The organism is Streptomyces sp. NBC_01450, from assembly GCF_036227505.1.
Lineage (GTDB): Bacteria > Actinomycetota > Actinomycetes > Streptomycetales > Streptomycetaceae > Streptomyces.
Window position 1 is genome coordinate 1,130,610 of sequence record NZ_CP109481.1, and the last position, 24,032, is coordinate 1,154,641.

Below are 24,032 nucleotides of genomic sequence, written 5' to 3' on the forward strand. Positions count from 1 at the left end.
GAGCCCGTTCTCAACGAACGGCGGAACCTACAGCCGAGTTGGAGTCGGCAGCCGAACCCTTCGGCGTCCCCGCCGCCGAGGTGCCCGCCGAGGACTTCCTCACCCTGGACGACACCGGCCGCGTCCAGGCCGCGTACCCGTTCGCCGCCACCCCCACCGAGCACGTCGTCCAGATCGCTGGCGGGCCGACCGTGTGGTCGATGTGTGCGATCGACGCGCTCGGCATCCCGGTCATGCTGGGCACCGACGCCGTCATGACCTCCACCGACCCGGTTACCGGCGACCCCGTCCGCGTGGAGTTCACCGGCGGAAAGACCACCTGGCAGCCGGCCACCGCGGTGGTCTACTACGGCGCCCGCCCCGGCACCGGCCCGGCCGCCGCCGTGTGCTGCCGCTACCTGCGCTTCTTCACCACTCGCGCCACCGCCGAGCAGTGGACCGGCCAACAGACCCAGCTCAGCGGCGCTGTTCTGGACCAGACCGAGGCCGAGCGCCTCGGCGCTGACATCTCTGGCCCTCTCCTGACCACACCGGCTCGTTAGCCGCACCACCATGAGCCCGCCCCAGCGCCGCGATCCGACCACTCCGAGGGGAACGCGCGGTCTGCTCCTGGCCGTCGCTGCGGCGGCCATCGTTTGCTGCGTGGGGCCCGCCCTGATCGTCGCCACCGTTTCGGGCACCCTCGCCGCTTGGTCCATTCCGTGGTGCGGGGGAAGGGGACGGTGTCGATGACCGCGAAGCGCCCGGCGATCTGACGGCCGCGGGTGCCGTTGAACAGCCCGTTCGCTTCCAGGTCCACCCCGGCATAGACGAACGTGGCCGGGATCCGTTCCGAGAAGTACTTCAGCGTGTCCGATACCTCCGCGCCGTTCCTGGTCGCGAGCGAGAGATTGTGGAGCTCGTCGACACACACGACGCTCACTCTCGCGTCGATCAGGACGCCGCAGACGGCCTCGATGACGTCGGTGATGTTGGCGCGGTTGGTGACGGGCAGGCCCAGGAAGCGGGCGAACTCCACGGCCAGCATGCGTGAGGTCGCGGCGGGTGGGACAGTGACGTAGACCACCGGGATCCGGCCGTCGACGCCGGGGTGCTGGCGTCGGTCGATGACCTCGATGGTCTTGCCGAACTGGGTGAGTGCGGTGGTCTTTCCGGTGCCGGCCGCGCCGGACAGGATCAGGCCCCGTCGGGCGCTGATCGCGTGCCGGTTGAGCAGGGTCAAACGCCTGCCGGCGTGGACGACGGTGCGCAAGGTGGAGGTCGCGGCCACGGTCAGGCGGGTGTGGTAGTCGAGTCGGTCGTCGTCGTAGTCCAGCCGCTCGTCCGGGCTCAGGTCCGTGAGCGCGGCTGCGGGAAGCAGTTCGGGCGGGACCGGGTCCTGGATGGTGAACTCCCGCCAGCCCTCCAGCGTGGTGAGGTAGCGGTGCAGGTCTTCGCGCTCCAGGGCGTTTCGCCATCCGTGCTGCCGCCCCGGGTCCGAGTCCTGGGTGGGGGTGGGTCCGGTCATGGTCACCATCGCTTGTCCGCCTCCTTGAAGGGGTCGAAGACGCCGAGCGGAATGACCTTCGCGATCGGCTCGTCATCTGTGCCGTCCACCGCCTCATCACCATGGAGATGCGGTTCGTCCTCGACGACTGGAGGCGGCTTTGGCCTGGGCGGACGCGGTCCGGGGCTCTCGGCGGCGGCTCGGGTCCGGGCGGCGACGCGCCGATCGCGCTTGGACGGCTGCGCGGCCGGTCCGTCACCCTGGTCGACCGGTCCCTGGCTGGCTCTGTCCAGGAGCTTGGCGACGGCCTGGGCAGTCTCCTCTTCGGTGGGTGTCGGGTTGCCCTTGCCTCGCAGGTCGGCTGCCGCGTGGTCCCAGGCCAGGTCGCCGAAGGGCTGCGGGACGCTGCCGAGATGCTTCCAGGGGACCGGGATCCAGCCGGTCTCCCAGTGGTGGCGCATCCAGATCCAGGCGGCGTCGTAGGGGTCGCGGTGGATCTCCCACAGGTTCCGTTTGCGCGTGACGCCGGAGGGCTGGCGCCGGAACGGGGCCAGGCCGAGGCAGTCGTAGATGCGGTTGTTGATTTTGATGCAGTAGGAGTTGACGGCCCGCCAGGTCGCGGGCAGCAGCTCGACGTAGTCGTCACCGCCAAGGGCGAGGGGGACGTAGCCGGCGCTCTCGACCAAGGCGGCGTACTTCTGGTTCGGGCTGAAGGTGCGGCCGGGGACACCCGGGTCTCGGAGCCCGTCATGGGGCCTGGATTGCCACTTGGCGACAAGCCACTCGTCGAGGAATTCCTGGATCTCCAGCATCGACCACAACGGCTCGTCCTCCACGCCGCGGCCGCGGTGCTCGGCAGCGCGGCCGAGGTATCCGGGCAGGAACTGGCAGAACAGCGTGGCCACTGATTCGAGCGTGCGTTCGATATGTGGTTTCTCTGCCGGGGAGCGTGGGTGGCAGGGCTGGAAGGTGATCTCCAGAGTGCGGCAGGCGGACCGGAAGTTGTCCGAGATGAACGCCTTACCCCGGTCGCAGACGATGGTCTCCGGGATGATCACCGGCCGGGCCGCGGCGTGCTCCAGGCGCTCGTCCAGGGTCAGCAGTCTGCGGTGCGGCAGCACCGAGCGGGACATCGACAGGGCCTGGACCCAGCCCGGGCGCATCGGCTCCGGGGTCAGCGCGCGGGCCAGCAGCAGGCAGGCGTCCACCGACTTGGTGGTGGGCCGCACCACCGCCGCGGCAACGGTGCGCGTCGCCAGATCGATGAGGGCGCAGAGTTCAACCCTCCCGGGAACCCCGTGGTCCAACCGCACCAGCACGTCCAGCGGGGTGGAGTCGATCTGCATCAGCTCGCCCGGGGCGGCGACCGACTCGTAGCGGAACGGCCCCTCGGGCTGGTCTGCCAACGAGCGGCGGGTGCGGGCCGAACCGGTGACGTGGACCCCGTGCGACAGCTTGTCGAAGAGCCGGTAGAACGTCGGGCGCGACGGCATCTCCACCACGCCCTGGCCGTGCTCGGCTTCCAGGATCCGCTCGGTCCGCCAGCGCGCGTGCTCGATCGTGCGGGTGGATGCCTGGACACTCTCGGCGATCGCCTGGCGGATCGCGGCCACCACCCGCGGGTCGGCCCGGCCGACCAGGGAGGCGTGCGGGGCGAGCCGGTGGTCCACCACCGCCGCGATCCCGCCAGCCTCGTACTGCTGGCGCTTGCGCTTGACGGTCCGCGCCGTGACCTCCTCGCCCAGCGCGACCAGTTCGGCCGCCTTCGCCCGCTCGCGTTGCGCCAGCGAGTGGCAGGCCGGGTCGAACTGGGGCTTGATCCGGGCCCCGGCCGGGGCGTCGGGCGGCAGGCCGGTGAGGAGTTCGACCAGGTGCCGCTGCCACCACAGGGCGCGCTCGGCCACCGGCCCGGGCAGACGCTCCAGCAGCGCGGCCGAGCCCAGGGCGGTGCGGTCGCCTGCCCCGAGGACCGCGAAGTCCTCGGCCGACTGCAGGTGGACCTGGTCAACGAGGATGCCGGTGCCGTGCGTGTCGGCCAGCCGGACCCGCATCCCGGTCAGGCCGACCACGGTATAGATGCGCTCCTGGACCCTGACCCGGTCACCGAGCCGCAGCCGCCCGGGCCGCGCGGAGTTCACGGCCGGTCCTGGGAGGGTCGGTGCACCACGGTGTCGGCGCTCAGCGGGGCCGACGTGAGGTCCGCCGTCAGTTCGTGACGCCAGAGCAGGTGGTAGAGCACCGGCAGGACGGCCAGGCGGTCCCCGACACGCTCGGCCCCTGCGAACAGCGGCCGGGGCTCGGCGAAGACCTCGCGCAGCAGGTCGGCCACCGGTGCCCGATGGCAGCGGCGGTGACGGTAGCGGGCCAGCCAGCGCAGGTTCGCCCGGTAGGGCTGGTCCAGGTCGCCGACCTGCCGGAACTGCCAACCCACCGCCAGGCAGACCCGCGCGGTGAACGCGAAGACCTCGGCGGTGGCCTCGTCCACCAGGCCTGTCGGCGTACTCGGTGAAGTGGCTCTGGCAAGATTTTCGTAGGCGGAGATCATCTGGGTGCGGCGGTCGCCGGAGCCGCGTAACGGGCAGCCTCAGGCTGTGGTCTGTTGAACTTCCGTATTTGTTACCGCATTTGGCGGGTGTGCTGGTGGAGTCGGTCGATGTCTCCGGTCCTTACGTGGTGGTCCGGGCCCGGACCAGATCCGGCGCGTCGGCGAGGTGTACGGGCTGCGGAACGAGAAGCGAGTGGAGCCACAGCCGTTACGTGCGGCACCTCGCTGATACCGCGCTCGGCGGCCGTCCCGTGCGGATCGACTTGAGCGTCCGCCGCCTGTACTGCGAGAACACGGTCTGCCCGAAGATGACCTTTGCCGAACAGGTGCCGGAGCTTACGGTTCGCTATCAGCGGCGCACGCCGCTGCTGCAACACCTGGTCGAGGCAGTCGGTGTGATGCTGGCCGGCCGGGGCGGGGCCCGGATGCTGCGCGTCCTCAACGTCGAGCTCTCGCGGTGCACCGTGCTCTCCCAGCTGATGCGCGTGCCCCTGCCTGCGCTGGTCACGCCCAGGGTGCTCGGGGTGGACGACTTCGCACTCTACGGCGACACCTACGGCACCCTCCTGGTTGACGCGACCACCCGGCTCCCGCTGACGCTATGGGAAGGAAGAGACGCCGAACAGCTCAGCCGCTGGCTGCGCGCGCATCCCGGTGTCGAAGTCGCCTGCCGGGACGGCTCACTGACCTACCGGCAGGGCATCGCCGACGGCGCCCCGAAGGCTGTCCAGGTCAGCGACCGCTTCCACCTGTGGCAGGGCCTGTCCCGGCGTGTCCAGGAGGTCGCCGCCGCCCACCGCGGGTGCCTGCCCGCAGCCCTGCCCCCGGTCGAGGCATGCGATCCGCCGTCTCACGAGGAAACTGCCGCGGATCCTGCGGCGGACACTCCCGCCGGCCGACATGCCCGGCGGCTGTTCGAAGCGGTGCACGCGCTGACCGAGGCGGGCCGTTCCTACAGTTCTGCGGCCCGCGAGCTGGGGCTGGACCGCCGCACCGTGCGCAAGTACGCCCGGGCCCGCACCTGGCACGAGGTGATGCGCCGCCCGCCCCGCCGCCCGTCCACCCTGGACCCCTACCTCGACTACCTGCAGCAACGCTGGGACGAGGGCGAACACAGCGCCAAGATCCTGCATCAGGAACTCCTGGCCAAGGGCTATCTGGGCCACTACCAGCGCGTGAAGATGGCCGTCGCACCCCTGCGGCGCGGCCTGCCTCTGGATGAGCCGCGCGAACGCCCACCCTCCCCGCGTGAAACCGCGCGCTGGATCATTACTGCACCTGAGCGACGTGGCCCGCTGCCCGCACAGCGCCTGCATCGGCTCCTCGAACACTGCCCGGAACTCCGCCACACCCACGACCTGGTCCGCCAGTTCGCAGGCATGCTCGACGCCCGCAATGCCGCACCACTGCCCGACTGGCTCGACCAGCTCGCTTCCAGCGGACTGGCGCCCCTCGCCAGCATCGCCACAGCCCTGCGCGAAGACCAGCAGGCGGTCACCCAGGGCATCACCAGCCCCTACAACTCCGGTGTCAACGAAGGCCGCATCACCGACGTCAAGCTCCAGAAACGCATCATGGCGGGACGCGCTGGGGTCCCGCTCCTCCGTCACCGAGTCGTGCTGATCGCCCACCTACGCCGCCGTTACGCGGCTCCGGCGACCGCCGCACCCAGATGATCTCCGCCTACGAAAATCTTGCCAGAGCCGGTGAAGTGCTCAGTCGGGTACAGATGAACGTGCTCAGTTGTCAAAGGCTGTGGCTGACGCCCTGTCGGCACTGATCAAGCCCTTTGCGAGGCTGGGCTCGTACTGCCTATCGTTCGATTCGGCGTCACGATGGACGCTCAGCAGGGCAGTGCCTAAGCTTGACTCTGTCGGGGATCTTGGAGTTTGCCGGTGCGCCTGCATGATCAGCGGGCATGCTCGTGGCTGTTTCGAAGGCCGATGCAGTTGTCGAGGTGTCTGTTGTCGCTCCGTCCCCGTTCCGGTGAGCAAGTCCCGTCTCTGACCGTGCAGATCGCACGGGCGAGCAACCCGGGCGGTACGACGGCGATGTGGGTGAGAGACCGCCTCGACGGGCTGTGGTGCGACGAGGACTTCGCCGACTGGTACCCGCGTGACGGTCGTCCGGGCCTGTCGCCTGCCCAGCTGGCGACTGTCTGCGTGCTGCAGTTCCTGCTCGGCCTGTCGGACCGTCAGGCAGCGGAAGCCGTTCGCTGCCGCATCGACTTCAAGTACGCCATGGCCCTGGAGCTCGACGATCCCGGCTTCCACCACAGTGTGCTGGCCGACTTCCGCGACCGTCTCGCGGAGGGCGACCGCGCCGACCGCCTCCTTGACCTCGCGCTGGCCCGTGTCAAGGAGGCCGGTCTCGTGCGAGAACGCACCACGCAGCGCACCGACTCCACCCATGTCCTGGCCGCGGTGCGCGACCTGACCCGGCTGGAACTGGTCACCGAGGCCGTCCGCGCCGTCCTGGAGGAAGTGGCCCGCACCGCTTCGCATCTGCTGGACGGCCTGGTCGATGAGGACTGGGGGCGCCGCTACGGCCGTCCGGTCCGTCTGGGCAAGAACCCCACCCGTCCCAAGACCAGGATCCTTGCCGCCGGCGACGACGCCTGCCGGCTGCTGGAACGCCTCCACCAGCACGGCCCGGGTTACCGGCCCGGGCCACAGGCCGAGGCGCTGCGGCAGATCATGGTGCAGAACTACTACCGCGACGCGGCAGGCCGCCTGCGCTGGCGCACCGCCGACGACGGCGGCCTGCCGCCCTCCTCCTCGACGGTCGTCTCCCCCTACGACACCACGGCGCGTTACGTCCGCCATGGGCACATCATCAGCTGGAAGGGGTTCGCCGCGCATGTCACCGAGACGTGCGCCTCCGACAGCGTCAACGTGATCACGGACGTGGCCACCACCTCGGCCGCCACGAACGACGGGCAGGCCCTGCCCGGTATCCACACCCGGCTGGCGCGTCGCGGGCTGCTGCCCGCCGAGCACCTGGTCGACGGCGGCTACACCTCTCTGGTCCACCTGGAACGAGCCGAGCGCGAACACGGGATCACCGTCAGCGGACCGTTGCCGGGCAACCCCACCCGCCAGCACCGCAAGAACGAGGGCTTCGACCGGGACGACTTCCACATCGACTTCGACCGCCGGCAGGTCACCTGTCCCCAGGGCCAGGTCAGCGCGGGCTGGCACGGCCCCTACCCGACCTCCTCGCCCACCGCCGCCCCGCTGATCGTGGCCCGGTTCACCAAGAGCCAGTGCCGCCCCTGCACGGCCCGCACCCGCTGCACCACCACCGACAGCGCCCGGACCGTGGGCTTTCCCCCACGAGAACTCCGCGACCTGCAACTCCGCGTCCGCGCCGAGCAGCAGACACCCGACTGGAAGACCCGCTACGCGGTCCGCTCCGGAGTCGAGGGCACCATCAACGAGTTCGCCCACGGACACGGCATGCGCAACTGCCGCTACCGAGGACAGCCGAAAACCCACCTGCAGCACGTACTCACGGCCATCGCCGTGAACATCGAACGCCTCAGCGGCCTGGCACCAGCCGAGGAAGCCCTCTCAGCACGACCGCCGACTGCCTTCCAGACCTACCTGGACCAACAGGGGATCCCCCGGTCGAAGTCCTGGCGGACCCTCGGCACCTGAGCCCGACCGTCCAAGATCCCCGACAGAGTCAAGCTAAGTGCCTGTGTCAGGTCCTTGCATGACAAGTCGAGTGGTCTGTTGATGCAGTTCAGGGGCTCGTCGCTTGGGGCGGATCCGCCCCAAGCGATGGCTGGGCAACAGGTACCGCCCGCCGTACGGTGAAAGCATGGGCAGGGACGGGGCGCCCCCGGCTGAAGCTGATCGTGATCACCGATGACACCTCCGGGCCGCGGTTGTGCCGGGGGTGCGGTGGGCCGTTGATGCCGTCGGCGAAGTCGACGGCGGTGTTCTGTGAGGCGGCGTGCCGTTCGAGGCACTGGCGGCGGATGCGTCGGGCGAGGGCTCGGACCGAGGCGGTGAAGGCCGGCGCGACGGCCTCGTGTCCGCAGTGTGGGGTGGCGTGGACGGTCGGGGTCGACCGCCTGGTATCGGCGGTGTACTGCTCTCCCGCCTGCCGCAAACGGGCCTGGCACGCGCGGCGCGCGCGGCCGGGCGGAGTGTGAGCCTGCGCGTGCGATGGATGCGGGGCCGCTTCGGGCGCCGGAGCCGTACGCCCTTGTCTGCCGGGCGAGGCGGTCGGATGGTGCGAAGTGGCGGGTTTCCAGGGTGAGTTGGCGGCACATAACGGGTGTCGCACCCGGGGGCTCGTGGGGGTGGTGTCCGGATGACCGGGATGGTCGGCAATGTGACCCGGCAGCGCTACGACGAGCTGGTCACGCTGGGGCGGGACTGGGTCGAGGCGATGAGCAGCGTCCAGTGGCAGCTCGGGGACGCAGGCCTGGAGATCGAGCCGATGCGCTCCTACGGGGGCACGAACCCGTCGAGGAGCGAGGAGTTGTTCACGGTCAGCGAGGCGATCCGGATGTTCGCCGAGGACGTCGGCCTGGCGTATGCGACGGTCCGGGACTACCGGTGGGTGGCCTCGCGCTGGCCGAAGGAACGCCGGCGGGCGGACGTCTCCCACACCATCCACAAGATCCTTGCCTCCATCCCCGTCGAGCAGGAACGGTTCGAGGCGGTGAACAACCCCCCGGCCAATCCGCGCGGCGGGCCGCCGCGGTGGACGCACGACAGCGCGAAACGGATCGTGGGCTGGAAGGTCGATACCCCCGAGAGCGTCCAGGAGAAGGTGGACGCGATCCACGACCTGGCCGCCGACGACCAGGTGGCCGCGCGGGTGGCCACCGACTTCCTGCGCCGCCCGGCGGTCGCCTCGAAGGCCATGGCCGACGGCACGGCCAGGCACGCCGTGAACGAGGCGCAGTTCGACCAGTTCCGCCAGCAGGTCCAGTACGGGCAGGAGGAAGCCGCCCCGCAGCTGGACCAGCTGCGGCGCATGGAACACAGCACCCAGTTCATGGACCTGGTCGCGGTCTGCACGCAGTTCACTGTCACGGCCGGAAGGATCGTGCCGAACCTGCGTGGCGAGCCCTACGACGACGCCGAACGCGAGACGATCCTGCGGGGCCTGGCACGGGTGCGGGCGTCGGCGGACTGGATCGAGAACGCGGTCACCCGCGGCGAGGTCGATCTGGACGAGCAGCTCCAGAAGCTGCTGAAGGGCTCGGGCGAGTAGCGATGGGGCGGGGCGTTCCCGCTCACGTCCACGCCGAAGCCATCCTGTCCGCCCTGCTGGAGGCCCGTCCCGCCGGCCTGACGATCAACCAGCTGATGGCGGCCACTGAACGCACCCGCGCGCAGGTCCACACCGGGCTCGCGCACCTGCGCATGGTGGCCGCGGCGAAGGGGCTTCCGCCGGTGACCTGGGACAAGACGTGGGGCTACGGGATGCTGGACGACGCGCCGGAGGTCTGGATCGGCTACGAGCGGGCGTTCTTCGAGTCAGTTCACCACCGGGTGGAGAACTTCATCGCCGGGATTCTCCTGCCGCACCAGAAGAAGAAGCCCGACGATCCCTACATCCGCACGGTCATGGCGCAGATGGGCGCGATCGAGTCCACCCTGCACCTCCTCGCCAACCTGGAGTGAATCGGAGAAAGGCAACGGGCCGCGACCGCCCCGCAGTTGGCCCCTTCTTCAGGTCGCGGCCCGGCATCGTCATGCCGCTGTCCCGCTACCGCTACCCCTCCGACACCAGCGACCTCGAATGGGCCCTCCTGGAACGGCTCCTGCCCACCCCCGCCTGCCGGACCCCGAAGGGCGGGGCCCCGGAGAAGTGGCCCCGCCGCCGCGTGATCGACGCCATCCGCTACATCACCGACAACGGGACGAAGTGGCGCGCGCTGCCCGCTGACTTCGGCATCCCCTGGCGCACGGTGTTCGGGTATTTCGCCCGCTGGGCGAAGGCGGGCGTGCTGCGGCACATCCTCGACCAGCTCCGCCGGCGGCTGCGGCTGCACCGCGGACGGTGTCCCTGGCCGGTCCGGGTGATCGTCGACTCGCAGTCCGTCAAAGGTGCGGAGACCGTGTCGAAGGCGACGCGAGGATACGACGCGAACAAACACATAAACGGGCGGAAGCGGCATCTCCTGGTTGATCAGGACGGCCTCCTCGTCGACCTGCTCGTCACGCCGGCCGACGTCCAGGACCGGGACGCGGCCCGCGTCCTGCTGACCCGCCTTCACGCCGAGCACCCCGAGATCGTCCTGGTCTGGGCGGACAACGGCTACGGCGGAGACGAGTTCAGCACCTGGGCACAGACCGCCCTCGGCATCACCGTCAAGGTCGTCTCCCGGCCCAAGGACGCCAAGGGTTTCGTCTTGTTGCCCAAGCGCTGGGTCGTTGAACGGTCGAATTCGTGGACGCTGCGGGCCCGCCGCAACGCGCGGGACTACGAACGACTCATGTCCCACGCCGAAGCCCATGTCCAGTGGGCCTTCATCACCCTCATGACCCGCCGCCTCACCCGAAAGAATCGTCGAACCGACGCGGTCCCAACTCCCCTCACCGCAGCCGCCTGACGATCCCTCCCGCTGCCGTTCGGTTCGGCGCCCATCGACGCTCAACCGAACGGCATACCCGATCAGCACCCAGCTCCATAACCTCGTGACCTGTGAAAACGTGATGCGACGCCGGGGCGCGAAAAGCATTGGCGGTCCCGTGGCGCGGGCCGACATCCTGTCCGCATGCTGATCAGGGAAGCCAACACCGAGGACTGGCCTGTCATTTGGCCCTTCTTCCACAAGATCGTTGCCGCTGGTGAGACCTTCACCTATCCGATCGATCTCAGCGAGGAGCAGGGCCGCGACTGGTGGCTCCTGCCGGCCCCGAACCGCACGGTCGTCGCCGTCGACGACGCCGGAACGGTCCTCGGCACGGCAAAGATGAACAACAACCACATGGGCAACGGCTCGCACATCGCGAGCGCCAGCTACATGGTCGACCCGGCGCACTCTGGGCAGGGCGTGGGCCGAGCACTGTGTGAGTACACGGTGGAGTGGGCGCGCGCGGCCGGTTTCCGGGCGATGCAGTTCAACGCGGTCGTCGAGACGAACGTGCATGCGGTGAAACTGTATCGGTCCATCGGTTTCGAGGTGCTTGGCACGTTGCCGGAGGGCTTCCGACATCCCTCCAAGGGCTACGTCGGGCTCCACATCATGCACCGCGCACTCTGAGCCACAGCAGAAGCTGAAACAGACGATCCAGAACCCGCCACCCGCCGTTCGGATCAGCGTCGATGGACGCCGGTCCGAACGGCAAACAGAGACCTGTCCCGCTGCATAGCCCCGTGAGCAGCGCAAAGAGGTTCAGACACAGCTTCTAAATGTTCTTGATCCACAGGTCTTGACAATAACTCCTCATCCCCGGCACTGAGGCAGTGACCGGGGGCAGACGGTCACGCAGACCACTGCCGGGCAGACGATCCTGGAGAAGTTCGACGTCAATGACGTCATCACGCTCTACGCCTTCCGCTACGGGCAGAACCCCGCCGCCGTCATCAGCAACGGCGACGGGCGTACGGGAGTCATGGCGCACTGGGTGAGCCCCGGGTTCTAGTCCACTCCAGCCCGACGCCGGCGAGTGCGGCGATGTGGATCTTCTTCCACAGCACGAACGGCGTTCTGCAGTTCGCCACCCAGTCGGGCACCTCCTGGAGCCAGCCCCAAGCCTTCCGTCACCTCACGAGCCGTGTTTCGTCGGTTCCCCGCTTGTGCACCAATTGACGTACTGACAGGCGTCACCAGGCTTGAGCACGGCAAGGCACCCACCCGGAAGCGCGCAAGCCACTGCCCCAGCCCGGCATCCCATGCCGAGCCGGGGCAGCACTTCGAATCCGGCCGTGCCTCACACGGCACCAGAGGGCAACGCGCCGTTACTGAAGGCGTCCTTGCACGCGGGAGTGCTGCGCCTCTTCGTTCTGGTTGGTGCTCTGGTTTTTGATCGTGTACTTGGCGCTTTGGCCCGATCCCTGGACGGCCTGCACCGTGCCGTCGCATTGCTGCTGCTGGTCGTTCTGGTACCTGACCTTGTCGCCCTGTTTGTACTGCTGTTGGGGTTGCGGATTCACGGTAGCCTCCTGTGATCATTTTCCGGTCGCATCCGTGTTTCCCCGGCACGCTCCCCCAGTCACCGCTAGGGACCGACAACCACCCGTAGAGGGGAAGCGGTGGCCGCACGCCTGCACGCTGATCCCTCGCTGAGCATTCCGCCACCCAACTCTCCGCATTTCGTCGGTCCCCCCTGCTGCGGGCGCGTGGCGGCCATCGTGAACACCCACCCCTTGTCCGCGACCTGGTGGCGGCCGGTAGCCAGGTCGGTCTTGGAGAAACGCCCGCTCCTGGCGGCCCTCGCCGAATCGGACAAGGGGTCATGGTCGGCCCGACCATGACTCGACAAGGGGGCCCGTTTCAACCCATGCGGCACCAGTTCGCACCGCTTTAGAGACGGGGGAGAAATCTCCGGACTTTATCCACAGGGGCGCGGCCTGAGCATCAGGTCAGTCGCCGTGATCGGCACGGCGGCCAGCCTGTTGAGGAGACCCGAATGCCGTACCTGGTGCAGCCCCGCACGCCGCTGACCCCCGAAGAGGTGGAGCTCGCTTTCGAGTACCTCCTGGCCATACAGGACCACAGCGAGCACGCCCTTGCCACCGTCATCGATCGAACGGAGGCCGTTCCGGCGCCGACCTACCTCTTGTTGCGGCTGGCTGAGGACATCATCATCCCCGTCACGGACTTGGCGCCCGATGCCGATCCGTGCGCGGACTCCTTCGCCCTGGACGAGGTCGGGGGCGTCCTGCTGGCCGCGCTGGAGGAGTGGACGCGTGAGTGCGTCCCCAGCGCGATCTGGGGCATCGCCAACACCATCATCCGGTTCACCGAGAACGTCCTCCGGCAGGAAGGCGAGGACACCGTCGACACCCTGAAGACGATGCGCACCGAGCACCTGGAGCGGGCCCACGTGTAGTGCGCACCGCCGCCCGATCCGGTGTGCACCGAACGCGCCGGTAACCGCACCGCGGTGCGCACCTGGTGCGCATCGCGCGGCGGTCGGCGCGGGCCTGGTGCGCACCGGCAGGGAATACGCGCGGTGCGCATCGTGGTGGATTCGCCGTATCCCCAGGGCGATACGGCGAATCGCCGGTGCGCATCGGATGCGGTTACCAGGGCGCACCGGGACTCTGTCCGGGGCCGGGCTGGTGCGGTTGATGCGCGCGCTGGTCGTCCTCGCGCGCCGGGTGCGGTCCGCCGGTGTCCTCGCGGTCGGCGTAGCGGTCCATGGTGGCTCGGGCGCGGTCGGCCGCCACGGTGAAGGCATCTTGGAGGTGGCGCAGCCGCTCGGCAGTGAAATCGAGGGCTTCCACGTCCGTGCGGGACTCCTTCAGGGCCCGCAGCGCCGCCATGTCGAGCGCCGACCGAGGCTCGGAGCCGGCGTCTTCGTCGGTGGCCGGGAACGGGATAAGGAGCTGCTCGGGCATCGCGGCCTGCTGGTGCGCCACGACGTCGTCGTACAGGGCGCGGCCGGTGCGGCGCGCGGTGCGCAGCCGGGCACTGAGGACGGTGGAGGCGATGACCGCGCGGTCGTGGAGCAGCGGGACGCGCGGGATGTCCCACTCCCCGGTTCCAGGGGCAGGCGGGGCGTGTCCGGGTCGCCGGGGCCGGCCGGGGGCCGGTGGCCGGTCTCGGGTTCGGCGTCCGGTGGGCGGCGGCGGGTGGGCGGGTCGGTCAGGGGCCAGCGGGCGGTGTAGAAGCGGTAGGCCGGCATACGGCCGCGCAGTGATTTCGGCTCGCTGATGTCCAGGCAGTGCGTGGCGATGGCGGCGTCCACGATTTCCTCGTCCAGGCCCGGCTCACGGCGGCGGCCGCGCAGGACGAGAGCGAGGTGACGGCGGGCTTCGGCAAGCAGGTGCCGGCGGTGGAAGAAGCCGTCCTTGTTCATCACGAACACCATCGCGGTGACGTCAACGGCCGCCAGGGCGACATCGACCACAGCGGCGACCCGGACCCGGATCGCCGCCGCCGCGGCACGGGCGCGCTCGAGGAGGGGGACGGGGCCCAGCCTCTTCAGGCCGCGGCCGTTGGGTTCGCCGAGTCGGCGGCGCGGCGGTATTCGGCGTTGATGCGCTGGGCTTCTTCGAGCTGGTCTTCGAGGATGATGATGCGGCAGGCGGCCTCGATGGGGGTGCCCTGGTCGACGAGCTCCCGGGCGCGGGCGGCGATGCGCAGTTGGTAGCGGGAGTAGCGGCGGTGGCCGCCCTCGGAGCGGAGCGGGGTGATCAGGCGGGCTTCGCCGAGGGCGCGCAGGAAGCCCTGGGTGGTGCCGAGCATGTCGGCGGCCCGGCCCATGGTGTAGGCGGGGTAGTCGTCGTCGTCGAGCCGGTTGAACGAGTCGTCTGCTGTCATCGCACCTCTCTGTGGAACGCCTGGAGGGGCCCTGGTGCCGTACGGCACCAGGGCCCCGAAGGAACTGCTACACCATCTGCCGGCCCTGGTACTGCGCCGGCCTTCTGTTTCCGCACCCGCCCACGGGGGGTAGGGGCGGGTGCAGGGATCGCGGTTGCCTGACCGGAGACCACCTCACTATCGATGTCCTGCGGTACCCGGGCTCAGCATTTCTGCCCGGGCGATCCTGATGGCGCGGGGCTCCTCCGTTCTTCCCTCTTGATCAACACTTACCGAAGGGGGACTGCGTACTGCTGGTCCTGCGTACTGCTCTGTACTACGGGTGATGCGAACTGCTGGTGGCCTGAGTAAGCGCCACTCTTCGGCAGCCAGCCCCGTCGCCCGTCCTGCGTCTGCTCTGGCTTGGAACCCCACTGCCGAACTTCCCGGCACGCGCGCCCGCAGCCGACGCCTTTACCGAGGAACCACTACAACCTCGCTGCTGGTACTGCGACCTGCACTTACGGGTACTGCACTTGCGTTTACTGCGGTCCTGCTCACGGCGGCCCCTGACCACTGCGGGCCACCCGGTCCGGTCGTCAGCCCCGTCGCCGTCCTGCAACAACCCTGGCTCCGGAACTCCACCACCGCACCGTCCTGCCAACTGCAACTGCGTACTACTGCCCGGCAGTTCGTGTCTGCCGGGCCCTGCTCGATCTCGGCTACGAGAGAAACCATAACCACGCGATCTCCCAATGTCTACTCCGGCCAACATAGATTTCCGCGTGTTCGACGGTGAGGTAATCGACCTCGAATGTGGACGGAGGCCAGCGCCTGTCACTGCGAGGGTTGACGGGTGGCAGCCGGGGCCTGTGCGGCGGTCAGAGGAGCGGGCATGGCGATCCAAAGGCCAGGGTGACCACACAATGAGCGTCAACGCCCCCACCCACCCGTTCAACTGCTGGTCGATGAGGACCTTGCTGCGGGCTGCGGGTGACGTGGTGGGGTGCCGTAACGGCGGAGGGCGGGACCGCCGGGTTCGGGGCGAGCCCAGGCGTCCGTTCAGGGGCTCTGTGGTGCAATGGCACTGTTTGGCCCGGGCTGGGCGCCGGCTCCTCGCCCACCAGGGACGGAGCCCTGAGCGTCGGCGAGGAGCGAGGAGCGAGGAGTCACCGTGACCGTATGCGGGCCTGATGGGGAGGGTGGGCCGGCCAATCGTCTTCCCGAGAACGGGAGTGGCGGGGGCAGGGCGATGACCTTGGCGGGGACGCTGGCGGCGGCGGAGGCCGCGGCGCCCGTGGAGTCGCTCGACGTGGTCGCGCGCATGCTCAAGGAACACCTCGGGGCCGCGTCGGTGTCGTTCCTGATCACCGACTTCACCGGCAGCTCAGTCGTACGGATGGGTGCGGCGGGCAGCGTCGAGACCGATGAACCCGCCCGGCGCATCACGCTGCGGGGCACCCTGTACGACGACGTGATCCGCACCCAGCGGCCGAGCGTGGAGGACGAGGGCGAGGGCGCGCTGGTGCGGATCGTCGCCCCGGTGACCAACCGCGGGGACGCCATCGGGCTCCTGGAACTGTTCCTGCCCGTAGCGCCGGACGCGGAGGTGATGCGGGAGGTCGGCGAGACCGCGCACGCCCTGGCCTACATTGTCATCGCGAACCGGTCCTTCACCGACGTGTACCAGTGGGGCCGCCGTACCGTCCCGCTGAGTTTGGCCGCGGAGATCCAGCACCGACTGCTCCCGGCGTCGCTGGCGTGTGAGGCGGCGCAGTTCGCGGTGGCCGGGGCGCTGGAGCCGGCCGACCACGTCGGGGGCGACACCTTCGACTACGCGGTCGACCGGGACACGGTCCAGCTCTCCGTCACCGATGCCATGGGGCACGATGTCGACGCCGCGCTGCTGGCCACGCTCCTGGTGGGCGCTCTGCGCCGGGCACGGCGGGCCGGTGCCGACCTCGTCGAACAGGGCCGCCAGGCCGACCAGGCCGTGCGCGAGCACGGCCGCCACGGCTTCGTCACCGGCCAGCTCCTGCGTATCAGCCTGATCGACGGCACAACCGAGTTCATCAACGCCGGGCACCCCTGGCCGCTGCTGATGCGCGACGGACAGGTGCGGGAGATCACTCCGAAGATCGATGCGCCGTTCGGCTTCCACGCCCCTCACCGCTACCGGGTCCAGTCGCTGGACCTGCGGCCGGGCGACCGGCTGGTGATGCTGACCGACGGCATGCTGGAGCGCAACGCCCACAGTCTTGATCTGTCGGACCGGATCGTCCGCACCCGCGCGCTGCATCCCCGTGAGGCCGCCCGCACCCTCATCACGGCGGTCCTTGACGCCAACCACGGTCACCTGCAGGACGACGCGACCGTCATGTGCCTGGACTGGCACGGCGTCGGCCACTCCCGGCGGGACGCCGACACCGGCGCCGACCTCACCGACGCCTCCGCCCCCTCGCGGACAAAAAGGGCCGCTCCCGGGCAATGACTCAAGGACTGCCCCGATACCCCGCTTCGGCGGCCCTTGGGCGGGCAAAGCGGCGGGGCGCACGGCTTGCGCGAATGGCGCGATACCCCGGCGGCCATGCGGCGATCGGCGCGAGCCAGAACGTACGGTCAGTAAACGGCCAGGGAGATGGCGATGTAGTGCGCGGTGAAGGCTGCCACGGTCAGGGCGTGGAACACCTCGTGAAAGCCGAACCAACGCGGCGAGGGGTCGGGACGCTGCAGGGCGTAGACGACCGCGCCCGCGCTGTAGAGGAGACCGCCGGTCACCACCAGGGTGAGTACGGCCGCTCCGCCGGTGTGCAGGAAGTCGGGCAGGTAGCGCACCGGTGCCCACCCCAGCGCCAGGTAACACGGGGTGTACAGCCAGCGCGGAGCTCCAACCCACAGGACCCGGAACGCGATGCCGGCCAACGCGCCCGCCCACACGATCCACAGCAGCACGGACCGCTGGCCCGGCGGGAGGAGGACCACGGCCAGGGGGGTGCAGGTGCCGGCGATGATCAGGAAGATGTTGGCATGGTCGAGACGTCGCAGAAAAGCCTCGCCGAGCAGCCCCCAAGTACCGCGGTGGTAGATGGCACTCGTTGCAAACAGCAGCCAGGCGGTGACCGAGTACACGGCGCAGGCCAGGGCCGCCTGCGGGGTGCGAGCCAGGCAGATGAGCACGATGCCTGCGATCAGTGCGGCGGGGACCATCCCGGCATGCAGCCAGCCACGCAACCTCGGCTTGATCGGCTCGGCCAGATCGGCCGCCCGCTCCACCAGAGCAGCAACCGAGTGAGCGTTCCTCCCCACATCGTCACCTTGTGATCCGCAGGGCAGCCCGTCTTCACGGCGCTCTCCACGCGCTGAGGCGACGTGCATGTATTCGGCTTCAGCGGCGTCGCGCGACACTTCCCGTCCTCCCTCGGACTCATGGACGTTACCCATAGGCATGCGATCATGCTAGGAGACCTCACCCGGACAGCTTTCTAGCAGGTCGGTCTCGAACTGGAGCAGCAGCTCGCGCAGTACGCCCGGCCCCCGCACATCGACGCACGCCGCATTCGGCGCAGACACGCGCGGCCCATACCGCCTGACCACCTAATCCTCCACGTCGCCAAGGCCTACGCGCAGCACATGCATGCCCACCACAATGTTGGCGAGAGAGCCCTCGGCCCGGTTCAGCGAGTGCCGAGCTCCATCAAGGCTCCCGTAGTCTGCCGCGAGCTGGGCAGCGAGAAGGTCTGGCTGTGTCAGTTTCTGAGGGAGTCGTTTCGTTGTGACTTCGGGAGTCGTTTCTCGGGGAGCGGCGTGTCAGTGACGTTTGGTGTCGCTCGTGTGCTGTGGGGCCGCCCGCTTGGTCACGATGAGAACCGGAACATCCCGTTGGGCGGGCAGCGCGCCGCCGAGGCCGACACGGCCTGCGCCGACCTGCGATTCACGTGCTCGGGAACAGGGGCCCGCCCGCCATGAGGCCGCCGTCGACCACGAGAATGTGCCCGGTGACGTAGCTCGCCCTGTCCGAACCCAGGAACTGGACAGCCTCAGCGATCTCCTCCGGGGTGCCTGCCCGGTGCATAGGCAGCACCGAATCGACCGCGTCACGCGCCGTGTCGTCGCCGGTGAACCGGTCGTACATGGCGGTCCGGGTGTAGCCGGGCGCGACCGCGTTGACCCGGATACCGTGAGCGGCGCCTTCCAGTGCGGCCGCCTTGGTGATGCCGACGACGGCGTGCTTACTCCCGACGTACAAGGTCGCCCCGGGGTAACCCATCAGGCCGTAGCCGGAGCTGACGTTGATGATGCTGCCGCCGCCCTGTTCCCTCATGACCCGGAACTCGTGCTTCAGACAGAGCAGCGTTCCCTTGACGTTGGTGTCGAAGGTGGCCTGGTAACCCTCGTCGGTCACCTCGGTGACAGGGCCGGGTGTTCCCTCGGTGCCGGCGTTGTTGAAGGCGACATCGATCCGCCCGAATCGCGCGACCGCGCGGTCGACGAGGTCCTTCACATCGGCGTCGAAGCGGACGTCGGCACGCACGAACTCGGCCGGGGCGCCGAGGTCGGAGAGTTCCCTGGCAAACTGCTCGCCCACGTCCTCGTGGCGGCCGGAGACCACAAGGTTCGCGCCTTGACGGGCGTAAGCGAAGGCGGTGGCGCGGCCGATACCAGTGAGCGCGCCCGTGATGAGGACGACGGGGTTAGACACGTCGAGGGTCCTTCCTGCAACCACCCAGGTGAACGATGGGCAAGCGGGTCGGAACCCCACGACACTGGGTTCCTCTTCGGGCTGGGGCGTATCCGCCGGTACGCCCGCAAGGAACGTGTCCCAGCCGGACGACAGCCGCATCGGACCCGGCCGCCGTATCCATCGAACGGCGGCACTCGATGACCCGTATGGCCCAGGGACGGCAGCCGGGACAGACGACCTGAAAGCGGTCACGCAGGCGGGAGGTGAACGCCGCAAGCCCCCGGGTGACATCAAAACAAGCTGACATCGCAAACTCGCTCAGCCAGTGACTCCCACGGTCACATCGAAACGACTTCCGCACCGTCACCTACGAAGCCAGCGCACGGTGTCCTCGTCGGCCTGCACCAGCTGAGCGATCACCGGCACCCGGTTCCCGTCGGCCGAGGCCAGCAGCATCATCGCGCGCCGAACTCGTGCTGCCCCGGCGCACGATCTGCTGCAGCTGCCGGCCTTCCGAGCTTCGTCCTGTGCCTGCGCATCCTGCAATCCGCCCTGGTCTACGTGAACACCCTCATGCTCCAGGACGTCCTGGACGAACCCGAGTGGGCGGACCTGCTCACCCCCGCCGACCGGCGTGGTCTGACCCCGCTGTTCTGGTCTCATGTACGCCCGTACGGCGAGGTCAACCTCGACATGGACGACCGCCTCAATCTGGCAGCGGCCACGTTGCCCGGCCCCCGGTCCCTGTTACGCCGAGGGCCGATGGCCAACACTGCATTCGCCGATCCCGACCACCTCACCCGCACCCTCCGCCGCGGCCTCGCCCACATCCAGCGCCATCCCGAACTCATCGACGGCTGCCTCACCGAGACCGGACTGACCCCCGCCCCAGACCACCCGAAGCTAATCCGACAAGGTCAGTAACGGCGCGTTGGCCTCTGGCGCTGTTTGAGGCACGCCATCGAAGTGCTGCCCCGGCTCGGCATGGGTTGTCGGGCCGGGGAATTGGCTCTCCAAGGTGCCAGCGTCGCTGGTTCGGGTGGTATTCACCGGGAACCTTCACTCTTCAGCACGGGACATCCACACAGTCCGAGCCGCGTTTCCGCAGGTCATCGAATTCCGGCGGTGCCCCACCGTCCCGCCATGACCACCCTGTGCCCTTCAGTGCACCACTGGCCATGGCGGGTACAGAGCGAAGGCACAGCGAGGGAGGGGCTACAAGGGGCGGACCATTTCCGCTTGCGGACCCTTCTGCCCCTGGGTGACCTCGAACTCCACCCGCTGGTTCTCTTCCAAGCTTCTGTATCCGTTGGTCTGGATGGCTGAGAAGTGGACGAACACGTCCGCGCCGCCATCGTCCTGACTGATGTAGCCGTACCCCTTGTCGGAGTTGAACCACTTCACAGTGCCTGTTGCCATCGGTCCCAGTCCTTCATTCGGTGCCACGGGCGAGATCTTGACGCTCAGGCCGCAGCCCTATCGAGCGGACTCCGGCACTTGATCTTTTCCTTCCGCCGCGGCGAAATCCGCGATCCTCCGTGCACCTCACCCATGGGGATGAACCTCGCCGCGCCACGGCCCTCCCTGAAGTGGGACGCGGTCGGCCAGCGGGTAGGCAATTCACCAACAGCATCGTTGCAATGCCGGGGTCGGGGCGTTGTCACGGGTGGTTATCCGAGCCAGACGATGTCCAGGACGGACAGGCGCCTGAGCGCACGGTTCGCGAAGAAGATGACGGACAGCTGGCCGACGGACGCGACGCGCACGTCCTCGCCCTCGGGGTCGCCGGCGTCCCACTGCGGGAAGCCCCACGGGTTCCCGGTCGCGGCGTCCAGGACGTCCCAGACCATCTGCTCCGCGTGCTCCGGGAGTCCGGCGAGCACCTTCGCGGCGGGCGGCGACAGCCGGACCACGTACGGCTGACTGCTCACCGGCGCCTGCTCCGGATCTCCTCGAGGTCGACGAACCCGGTCTCGTCACGGCCGGAGGCGAGGAACGCGTCGACCGCTGGGGCGGAGGCGACGCGGGCCTGCCACACTTGGACGATCTCGTACAGCCCGGCGAGGGAGAACGTCCGGCGTGACTCTTCCAAGGCCGCCGTCCACTCCTGCTCGAAGGCCGGCACCCACCGGTCCGCACGATGGTCGGCGCGCAGCTGGGCGAGGAGTTCGGCCGGAGCTCCCGGGGCGGGGGCGTACGGCGGGACGGGGGCGTGGTCGGGCTGCGCGCTCATCGGCTGTTCCTCCCGGCGGGTCGTACCGCCACGGTACGCGCGCGGGGTAGCCGTGGATGCGGGCATGGGACAGATCCCTCCTACCGGATCAGAGCGCCGGCGACGGTGTGGAGGCCGGTGATGAGCGCTGAGTGAGGAACTGGCCGTAGGCGGTTTCAGCGAACCACCAGGCTTCGGGTGAGTGCCGCTTGACCCGCCACGGCCGCGGCTCCACCAACGTCTCCAGTTCCCCGTCAGGGTGCTGGAGGCAGACTCCGATGCCGTAGTAACCGAACTCCAGCAGCTTCTCGGAGCTGTGCAGGCTGGGTGCCCTGGTGATGATCACCCGGCGCGCGCAGAAGGCCGTGAACTTCTCTGCCGCATCCAGCGCCAGTTGGGAGGCGCTCGTGGCCAGCACCGTGGCCAGTCGCACCCGGCACGGATGCGTGGCGTGCCGGACGACCTGGTCGCCGGTGACCGTGCAGATTCCTGCCGGGGCCCGACGAACGTAGGCGCGTTGGTGATCGGTGAGTGCCGGGAGCGGGACGGGAAGGCCGTGTGGGAGCGCCATCAGTACATCCAGGCCGCCGAAGCCGTGACCAGTGGCGACACCCAAGCCGACGGCGCGACGTCGCTCGTGCTCCGCGTCATCGATGTCCAGCTGTAGCTCCGCGATGCCGAACCCGGCAGGCGCGGGAACCGTTGCGAGCATCTCTCCTCCCCTACCGGCTCAGGGCTCGGTCGATGGCCGGAATTCCAGCGGTCATGCTTTCGCTCCTATTCAGTAATCCAGGTCCAAATAGTCGATGTCATTGATTTCGACGTCCGACAGTCCCATAGCGCGGACTCCACCATCCTGGAAATAGACGTCCTTAAACCCTTCGGCGATGATTCCACGCATCTCCTGGTCGCTGGCCCCGGCGTCGCGGGCGTCGAACAGGCGCTGCGCGTACGCCGGGGGAAGGTGCACGGTGAGTCGCCTAAACCGGCCGTCGTCGGTCGTGCCGACCGGCGCGGTGTAGCCGAAGCGGGCCCTTGTCTCGACCGTGATCCCGCCGGTGGCGGCGGCCTGCTTGCGCCGGCGTTTGCGGACCAGGGGCTGCCAGCGGGACCGCACCGCCGCGTCGATCTTGTCGGCAATGTGCTTGGGCGGGTGCTTGCGCTCTCCCTTGCGGTAGCGCTCCACCGACCGTTGGCTCACCCCGAGCTCCTGGGCGACGGCACGGGTCGACTTGAGCTGCTTCATCAGGTAGCCGATCTGGCCCTTGAGGGTCTTGGGCGGCTCGTGGGTGAACGACTCCCGGTCGGCGCGCTCGATGGCGTCCTCAATCTCCCCCACCGGTCACTCCCCTTCGTCCAGGACGGCGTCGCCGCCCTTGATATGCCGGGCCGGGTTGAGGCCCTTGTCCATCAGGTCCACTGCCCACGCCATCTCCTGAACGCCCTCCAGCTTCGCCAGGCCCGGGGTGGGCCCGAGGCGGAACCCGCCGGGCTGCGGCTTGCCGGACGCCGCGTAGGGCAGGAAGTCCAGCGGGCTGTTGCCGGGGCTCGGGTAGACGACGCAGTCGGACAGCACGGCCAGCGGGAACAGGCCCGTCATCCGCGACATGTTCAGCAGCTTGCGGTGCATGTTGACCCGGGCCTTGCTGATGACCGCGGCACGGATGTCCGGGCGCCAGGTCGGACGCTCCAGGGCCGGCCACCGGTCGCCGTCGCGGTAGTGCTTGCCCTGAGGCCGCTCTCGGAGCTTGCCCACGCCGCCCTTGACGGTCGCCTTGATCGCGGTAAGGACGGCCGCCAGGGCCGGGTCGACCTCCTTGTGCCGCTCCATCGCCGCCAGGAACTCGGCGTCGGTGAGGTCCTTGGTGACACCCAGGTCGGCAAGGGTGTCGACGTACGCGGTCTTCAGCCGGTCGTGCCACGGGTCCAGGTACGCGCCGGTCTCCCGGCGCAGGTACGCCTCGATGGGCTGGACGTTGTAGCCGAGCTCCTGGGCGTAGGCGACGGTGTGCGTCTGGTACCAGGCCGGGCCGGTCGGACGGACGCCCGACGGCGTGAACGGCGAGGGCAGGCGCGGGTCCAGCTCAACGTGGGACAGGTCCACCAGCCAGGAGCCGGGGATCTTCGGGTTGAACGTCGGGTGGTGGAAGTGGTCGGGGCCAGATAGGCCGACCGTGAGCCGGGCGGCGGCCGCGAGGAACGCGGTGTTCAGGTCCAGGCCGACCGCGAACGGCAGCGCGACCTCCTCACCGGTGAGCAGGTCGACGTCGCGCCCGGGTCTCCTTGTTGCCGACGTCCGTACGGCCGGAGCCCTGGTCCGCCCCGACACCGCGCGCTGGCAGGCAGCCGTCGAAGCCCACGTCCGCGACCGGCACTTCGACGCCGTCGTGGAGTCGGCGCTCGCCGACCCCGACGACTTCCGCGCCTCCGCCCTCGCCTACCGGGCGACAGGCCACCGGATCGAGGTGGTGGTGGCCACCGCGGAGGCCCTCAGCCAACTGGGCATCGTGGACCGCTTCCTCACCGAGGCCGCCAACGGCGGGGGCCGGTACGTGTCGTGGGAGAACCACGACACGTGCGCGCAGAGCCTGCTGGCCACAGTGACCGTCATCGAGGCCGAGCAGCTCGCCGACCGCGTCACCGTCCTACGGCTCGACGGCACAGTTC

General features: G+C 69.1%; 23 protein-coding genes and 4 pseudogenes. 12 read left to right on the top strand and 15 right to left on the bottom strand.

Annotated elements, in window-relative coordinates:
• The first annotated feature begins 38 nt into the window (after positions 1-38).
• On the top strand, positions 39-542 hold the full coding sequence (locus tag OG568_RS53675) for an alkylmercury lyase family protein (protein ID WP_329537331.1): 504 nt from the start codon (positions 39-41) through the stop codon (positions 540-542).
• Here OG568_RS53675 and OG568_RS53680 read toward each other — a convergent pair.
• The 3 genes from OG568_RS53680 to OG568_RS53690 are packed head-to-tail and all read right to left on the bottom strand — an operon-like array spanning position 539 to position 3,971.
• On the bottom strand, positions 539-1,516 hold the full coding sequence (locus OG568_RS53680) for an ATP-binding protein (RefSeq protein ID WP_329537332.1): 978 nt from the start codon (positions 1,514-1,516) through the stop codon (positions 539-541). The two genes, OG568_RS53675 and OG568_RS53680, sit on opposite strands and share 4 nt — an antisense overlap.
• A complete protein-coding gene (locus OG568_RS53685) occupies positions 1,510-3,600 on the bottom strand; it encodes an integrase (protein ID WP_443077976.1) in 2,091 nt (696 codons plus the stop codon). The genes OG568_RS53680 and OG568_RS53685 overlap by 7 nt, the downstream gene beginning before the upstream one ends.
• A 20-nt stretch (positions 3,601-3,620) precedes the next feature.
• Positions 3,621-3,971, bottom strand: coding sequence for a TnsA-like heteromeric transposase endonuclease subunit (locus OG568_RS53690; protein WP_329537334.1), 351 nt, complete (start codon positions 3,969-3,971; stop codon positions 3,621-3,623).
• 155 nt (positions 3,972-4,126) lie between these two features.
• On the opposite strand from OG568_RS53690, the gene OG568_RS53695 reads away from it, so the two are divergent.
• From OG568_RS53695 to OG568_RS53720, 6 genes are all read left to right on the top strand, one after another.
• Positions 4,127-5,707, top strand: coding sequence for an ISL3 family transposase (locus tag OG568_RS53695; RefSeq protein WP_329537335.1), 1,581 nt, complete (start codon positions 4,127-4,129; stop codon positions 5,705-5,707).
• Between the two features lie 333 nt (positions 5,708-6,040).
• On the top strand, positions 6,041-7,690 hold the full coding sequence (locus OG568_RS53700) for an IS1182 family transposase (protein ID WP_329537336.1): 1,650 nt from the start codon (positions 6,041-6,043) through the stop codon (positions 7,688-7,690).
• A 664-nt stretch (positions 7,691-8,354) separates the two neighbouring features.
• Entirely contained in the window at positions 8,355-9,266 is a 912-nt protein-coding gene (locus tag OG568_RS53705) for a DUF6192 family protein (protein WP_329537337.1), read from the top strand.
• Between the two features lie 2 nt (positions 9,267-9,268).
• Positions 9,269-9,679, top strand: coding sequence for a RacP protein (locus OG568_RS53710; protein ID WP_329537338.1), 411 nt, complete (start codon positions 9,269-9,271; stop codon positions 9,677-9,679).
• Positions 9,680-9,750: 71 nt separating this feature from the next.
• Positions 9,751-10,611: an IS5 family transposase gene (locus OG568_RS53715; protein ID WP_443077946.1), complete on the top strand. Its 861-nt coding sequence runs from the start codon at positions 9,751-9,753 to the stop codon at positions 10,609-10,611.
• 165 nt (positions 10,612-10,776) lie between these two features.
• A complete protein-coding gene (locus OG568_RS53720) occupies positions 10,777-11,265 on the top strand; it encodes a GNAT family N-acetyltransferase (protein ID WP_266590011.1) in 489 nt (162 codons plus the stop codon).
• 698 nt (positions 11,266-11,963) lie between these two features.
• On the opposite strand, the gene OG568_RS53725 is transcribed toward OG568_RS53720, so the two are convergent.
• Positions 11,964-12,158 (bottom strand): hypothetical protein, encoded by a 195-nt coding sequence (locus tag OG568_RS53725; protein ID WP_329537339.1) that lies wholly within the window; start codon positions 12,156-12,158, stop codon positions 11,964-11,966.
• 476 nt (positions 12,159-12,634) lie between these two features.
• Here OG568_RS53725 and OG568_RS53730 point away from each other — a divergent pair, with 476 nt between their 5' ends.
• Positions 12,635-13,057 (top strand): hypothetical protein, encoded by a 423-nt coding sequence (locus tag OG568_RS53730; protein ID WP_329537340.1) that lies wholly within the window; start codon positions 12,635-12,637, stop codon positions 13,055-13,057.
• A gap of 193 nt (positions 13,058-13,250) precedes the next feature.
• Here the strand turns inward: OG568_RS53730 and OG568_RS53735 are convergent, their stop codons facing one another.
• The 3 genes from OG568_RS53735 to OG568_RS53745 form a co-directional block, all read right to left on the bottom strand.
• Positions 13,251-13,454 carry a hypothetical protein gene (locus OG568_RS53735; protein ID WP_329537341.1) on the bottom strand — a complete coding sequence of 68 codons (204 nt, stop codon included), beginning with the start codon at positions 13,452-13,454 and terminating at the stop codon, positions 13,251-13,253.
• A gap of 17 nt (positions 13,455-13,471) precedes the next feature.
• On the bottom strand, positions 13,472-14,080 hold the full coding sequence (locus tag OG568_RS53740) for a hypothetical protein (protein WP_329537342.1): 609 nt from the start codon (positions 14,078-14,080) through the stop codon (positions 13,472-13,474).
• Positions 14,081-14,154: 74 nt separating this feature from the next.
• Complete coding sequence (locus OG568_RS53745; RefSeq protein ID WP_329537343.1) at positions 14,155-14,493, bottom strand: MerR family transcriptional regulator; 339 nt, start codon at positions 14,491-14,493, stop codon at positions 14,155-14,157.
• A gap of 1,231 nt (positions 14,494-15,724) precedes the next feature.
• Here OG568_RS53745 and OG568_RS53750 point away from each other — a divergent pair.
• A complete protein-coding gene (locus OG568_RS53750) occupies positions 15,725-16,963 on the top strand; it encodes a PP2C family protein-serine/threonine phosphatase (protein WP_329537344.1) in 1,239 nt (412 codons plus the stop codon).
• A 128-nt stretch (positions 16,964-17,091) separates the two neighbouring features.
• Here the strand turns inward: OG568_RS53750 and trhA are convergent, their stop codons facing one another.
• Positions 17,092-17,877, bottom strand: coding sequence for a PAQR family membrane homeostasis protein TrhA (trhA, locus tag OG568_RS53755; RefSeq protein WP_329538280.1), 786 nt, complete (start codon positions 17,875-17,877; stop codon positions 17,092-17,094).
• A gap of 526 nt (positions 17,878-18,403) precedes the next feature.
• A complete protein-coding gene (locus OG568_RS53760; protein ID WP_329537345.1) occupies positions 18,404-19,171 on the bottom strand; it encodes an SDR family NAD(P)-dependent oxidoreductase in 768 nt (255 codons plus the stop codon).
• 504 nt (positions 19,172-19,675) lie between these two features.
• Here OG568_RS53760 and OG568_RS53765 point away from each other — a divergent pair.
• Positions 19,676-19,867: pseudogene (locus tag OG568_RS53765) on the top strand (Tn3 family transposase); the annotation flags it as partial.
• A gap of 27 nt (positions 19,868-19,894) precedes the next feature.
• Positions 19,895-20,077 (top strand): annotated as a pseudogene (locus OG568_RS53770) (IS630 family transposase); the annotation flags it as partial.
• Between the two features lie 291 nt (positions 20,078-20,368).
• Here the strand turns inward: OG568_RS53770 and OG568_RS53775 are convergent.
• The 6 genes and pseudogenes from OG568_RS53775 to OG568_RS53800 all read right to left on the bottom strand — a co-directional run.
• Positions 20,369-20,572: a cold-shock protein gene (locus OG568_RS53775; protein WP_327323132.1), complete on the bottom strand. Its 204-nt coding sequence runs from the start codon at positions 20,570-20,572 to the stop codon at positions 20,369-20,371.
• A gap of 251 nt (positions 20,573-20,823) precedes the next feature.
• Positions 20,824-21,084 (bottom strand): hypothetical protein, encoded by a 261-nt coding sequence (locus tag OG568_RS53780; RefSeq protein WP_329537346.1) that lies wholly within the window; start codon positions 21,082-21,084, stop codon positions 20,824-20,826.
• Positions 21,081-21,386, bottom strand: coding sequence for a DUF6247 family protein (locus OG568_RS53785; RefSeq protein WP_329538281.1), 306 nt, complete (start codon positions 21,384-21,386; stop codon positions 21,081-21,083). The genes OG568_RS53780 and OG568_RS53785 overlap by 4 nt, the downstream gene beginning before the upstream one ends.
• An 88-nt stretch (positions 21,387-21,474) precedes the next feature.
• Complete coding sequence (locus OG568_RS53790; RefSeq protein ID WP_329537348.1) at positions 21,475-22,077, bottom strand: hypothetical protein; 603 nt, start codon at positions 22,075-22,077, stop codon at positions 21,475-21,477.
• Between the two features lie 69 nt (positions 22,078-22,146).
• The gene (gene tpg / locus OG568_RS53795) at positions 22,147-22,704 is read right to left on the bottom strand and encodes a telomere-protecting terminal protein Tpg (protein WP_329537349.1); all 558 of its coding nucleotides are present in this window, start codon (positions 22,702-22,704) and stop codon (positions 22,147-22,149) included.
• Positions 22,705-22,707: 3 nt separating this feature from the next.
• Positions 22,708-23,637: pseudogene (locus tag OG568_RS53800) on the bottom strand (telomere-associated protein Tap); the annotation flags it as partial.
• Between OG568_RS53800 and OG568_RS53805 the strand changes: the two are divergent.
• Positions 23,618-23,989 (top strand): annotated as a pseudogene (locus tag OG568_RS53805) (zeta toxin family protein); the annotation flags it as partial. The pseudogenes OG568_RS53800 and OG568_RS53805 sit on opposite strands and share 20 nt — an antisense overlap.
• Positions 23,990-24,032 lie beyond the last annotated feature (43 nt).

Coding starts and splice junctions, on each gene's coding strand:
- OG568_RS53775 (WP_327323132.1), bottom strand. CDS start 20,572: ATGGCAACAGGCACTGTGAAGTGGTTCAACTCCGACAAGGGGTACGGC.
- OG568_RS53745 (WP_329537343.1), bottom strand. CDS start 14,493: ATGACAGCAGACGACTCGTTCAACCGGCTCGACGACGACGACTACCCC.
- OG568_RS53790 (WP_329537348.1), bottom strand. CDS start 22,077: ATGCTCGCAACGGTTCCCGCGCCTGCCGGGTTCGGCATCGCGGAGCTA.
- OG568_RS53705 (WP_329537337.1), top strand. CDS start 8,355: ATGACCGGGATGGTCGGCAATGTGACCCGGCAGCGCTACGACGAGCTG.
- OG568_RS53680 (WP_329537332.1), bottom strand. CDS start 1,516: ATGGTGACCATGACCGGACCCACCCCCACCCAGGACTCGGACCCGGGG.
- OG568_RS53750 (WP_329537344.1), top strand. CDS start 15,725: ATGACCTTGGCGGGGACGCTGGCGGCGGCGGAGGCCGCGGCGCCCGTG.
- OG568_RS53720 (WP_266590011.1), top strand. CDS start 10,777: ATGCTGATCAGGGAAGCCAACACCGAGGACTGGCCTGTCATTTGGCCC.
- OG568_RS53785 (WP_329538281.1), bottom strand. CDS start 21,386: ATGAGCGCGCAGCCCGACCACGCCCCCGTCCCGCCGTACGCCCCCGCC.
- OG568_RS53715 (WP_443077946.1), top strand. CDS start 9,751: ATGCCGCTGTCCCGCTACCGCTACCCCTCCGACACCAGCGACCTCGAA.
- OG568_RS53710 (WP_329537338.1), top strand. CDS start 9,269: ATGGGGCGGGGCGTTCCCGCTCACGTCCACGCCGAAGCCATCCTGTCC.
- OG568_RS53730 (WP_329537340.1), top strand. CDS start 12,635: ATGCCGTACCTGGTGCAGCCCCGCACGCCGCTGACCCCCGAAGAGGTG.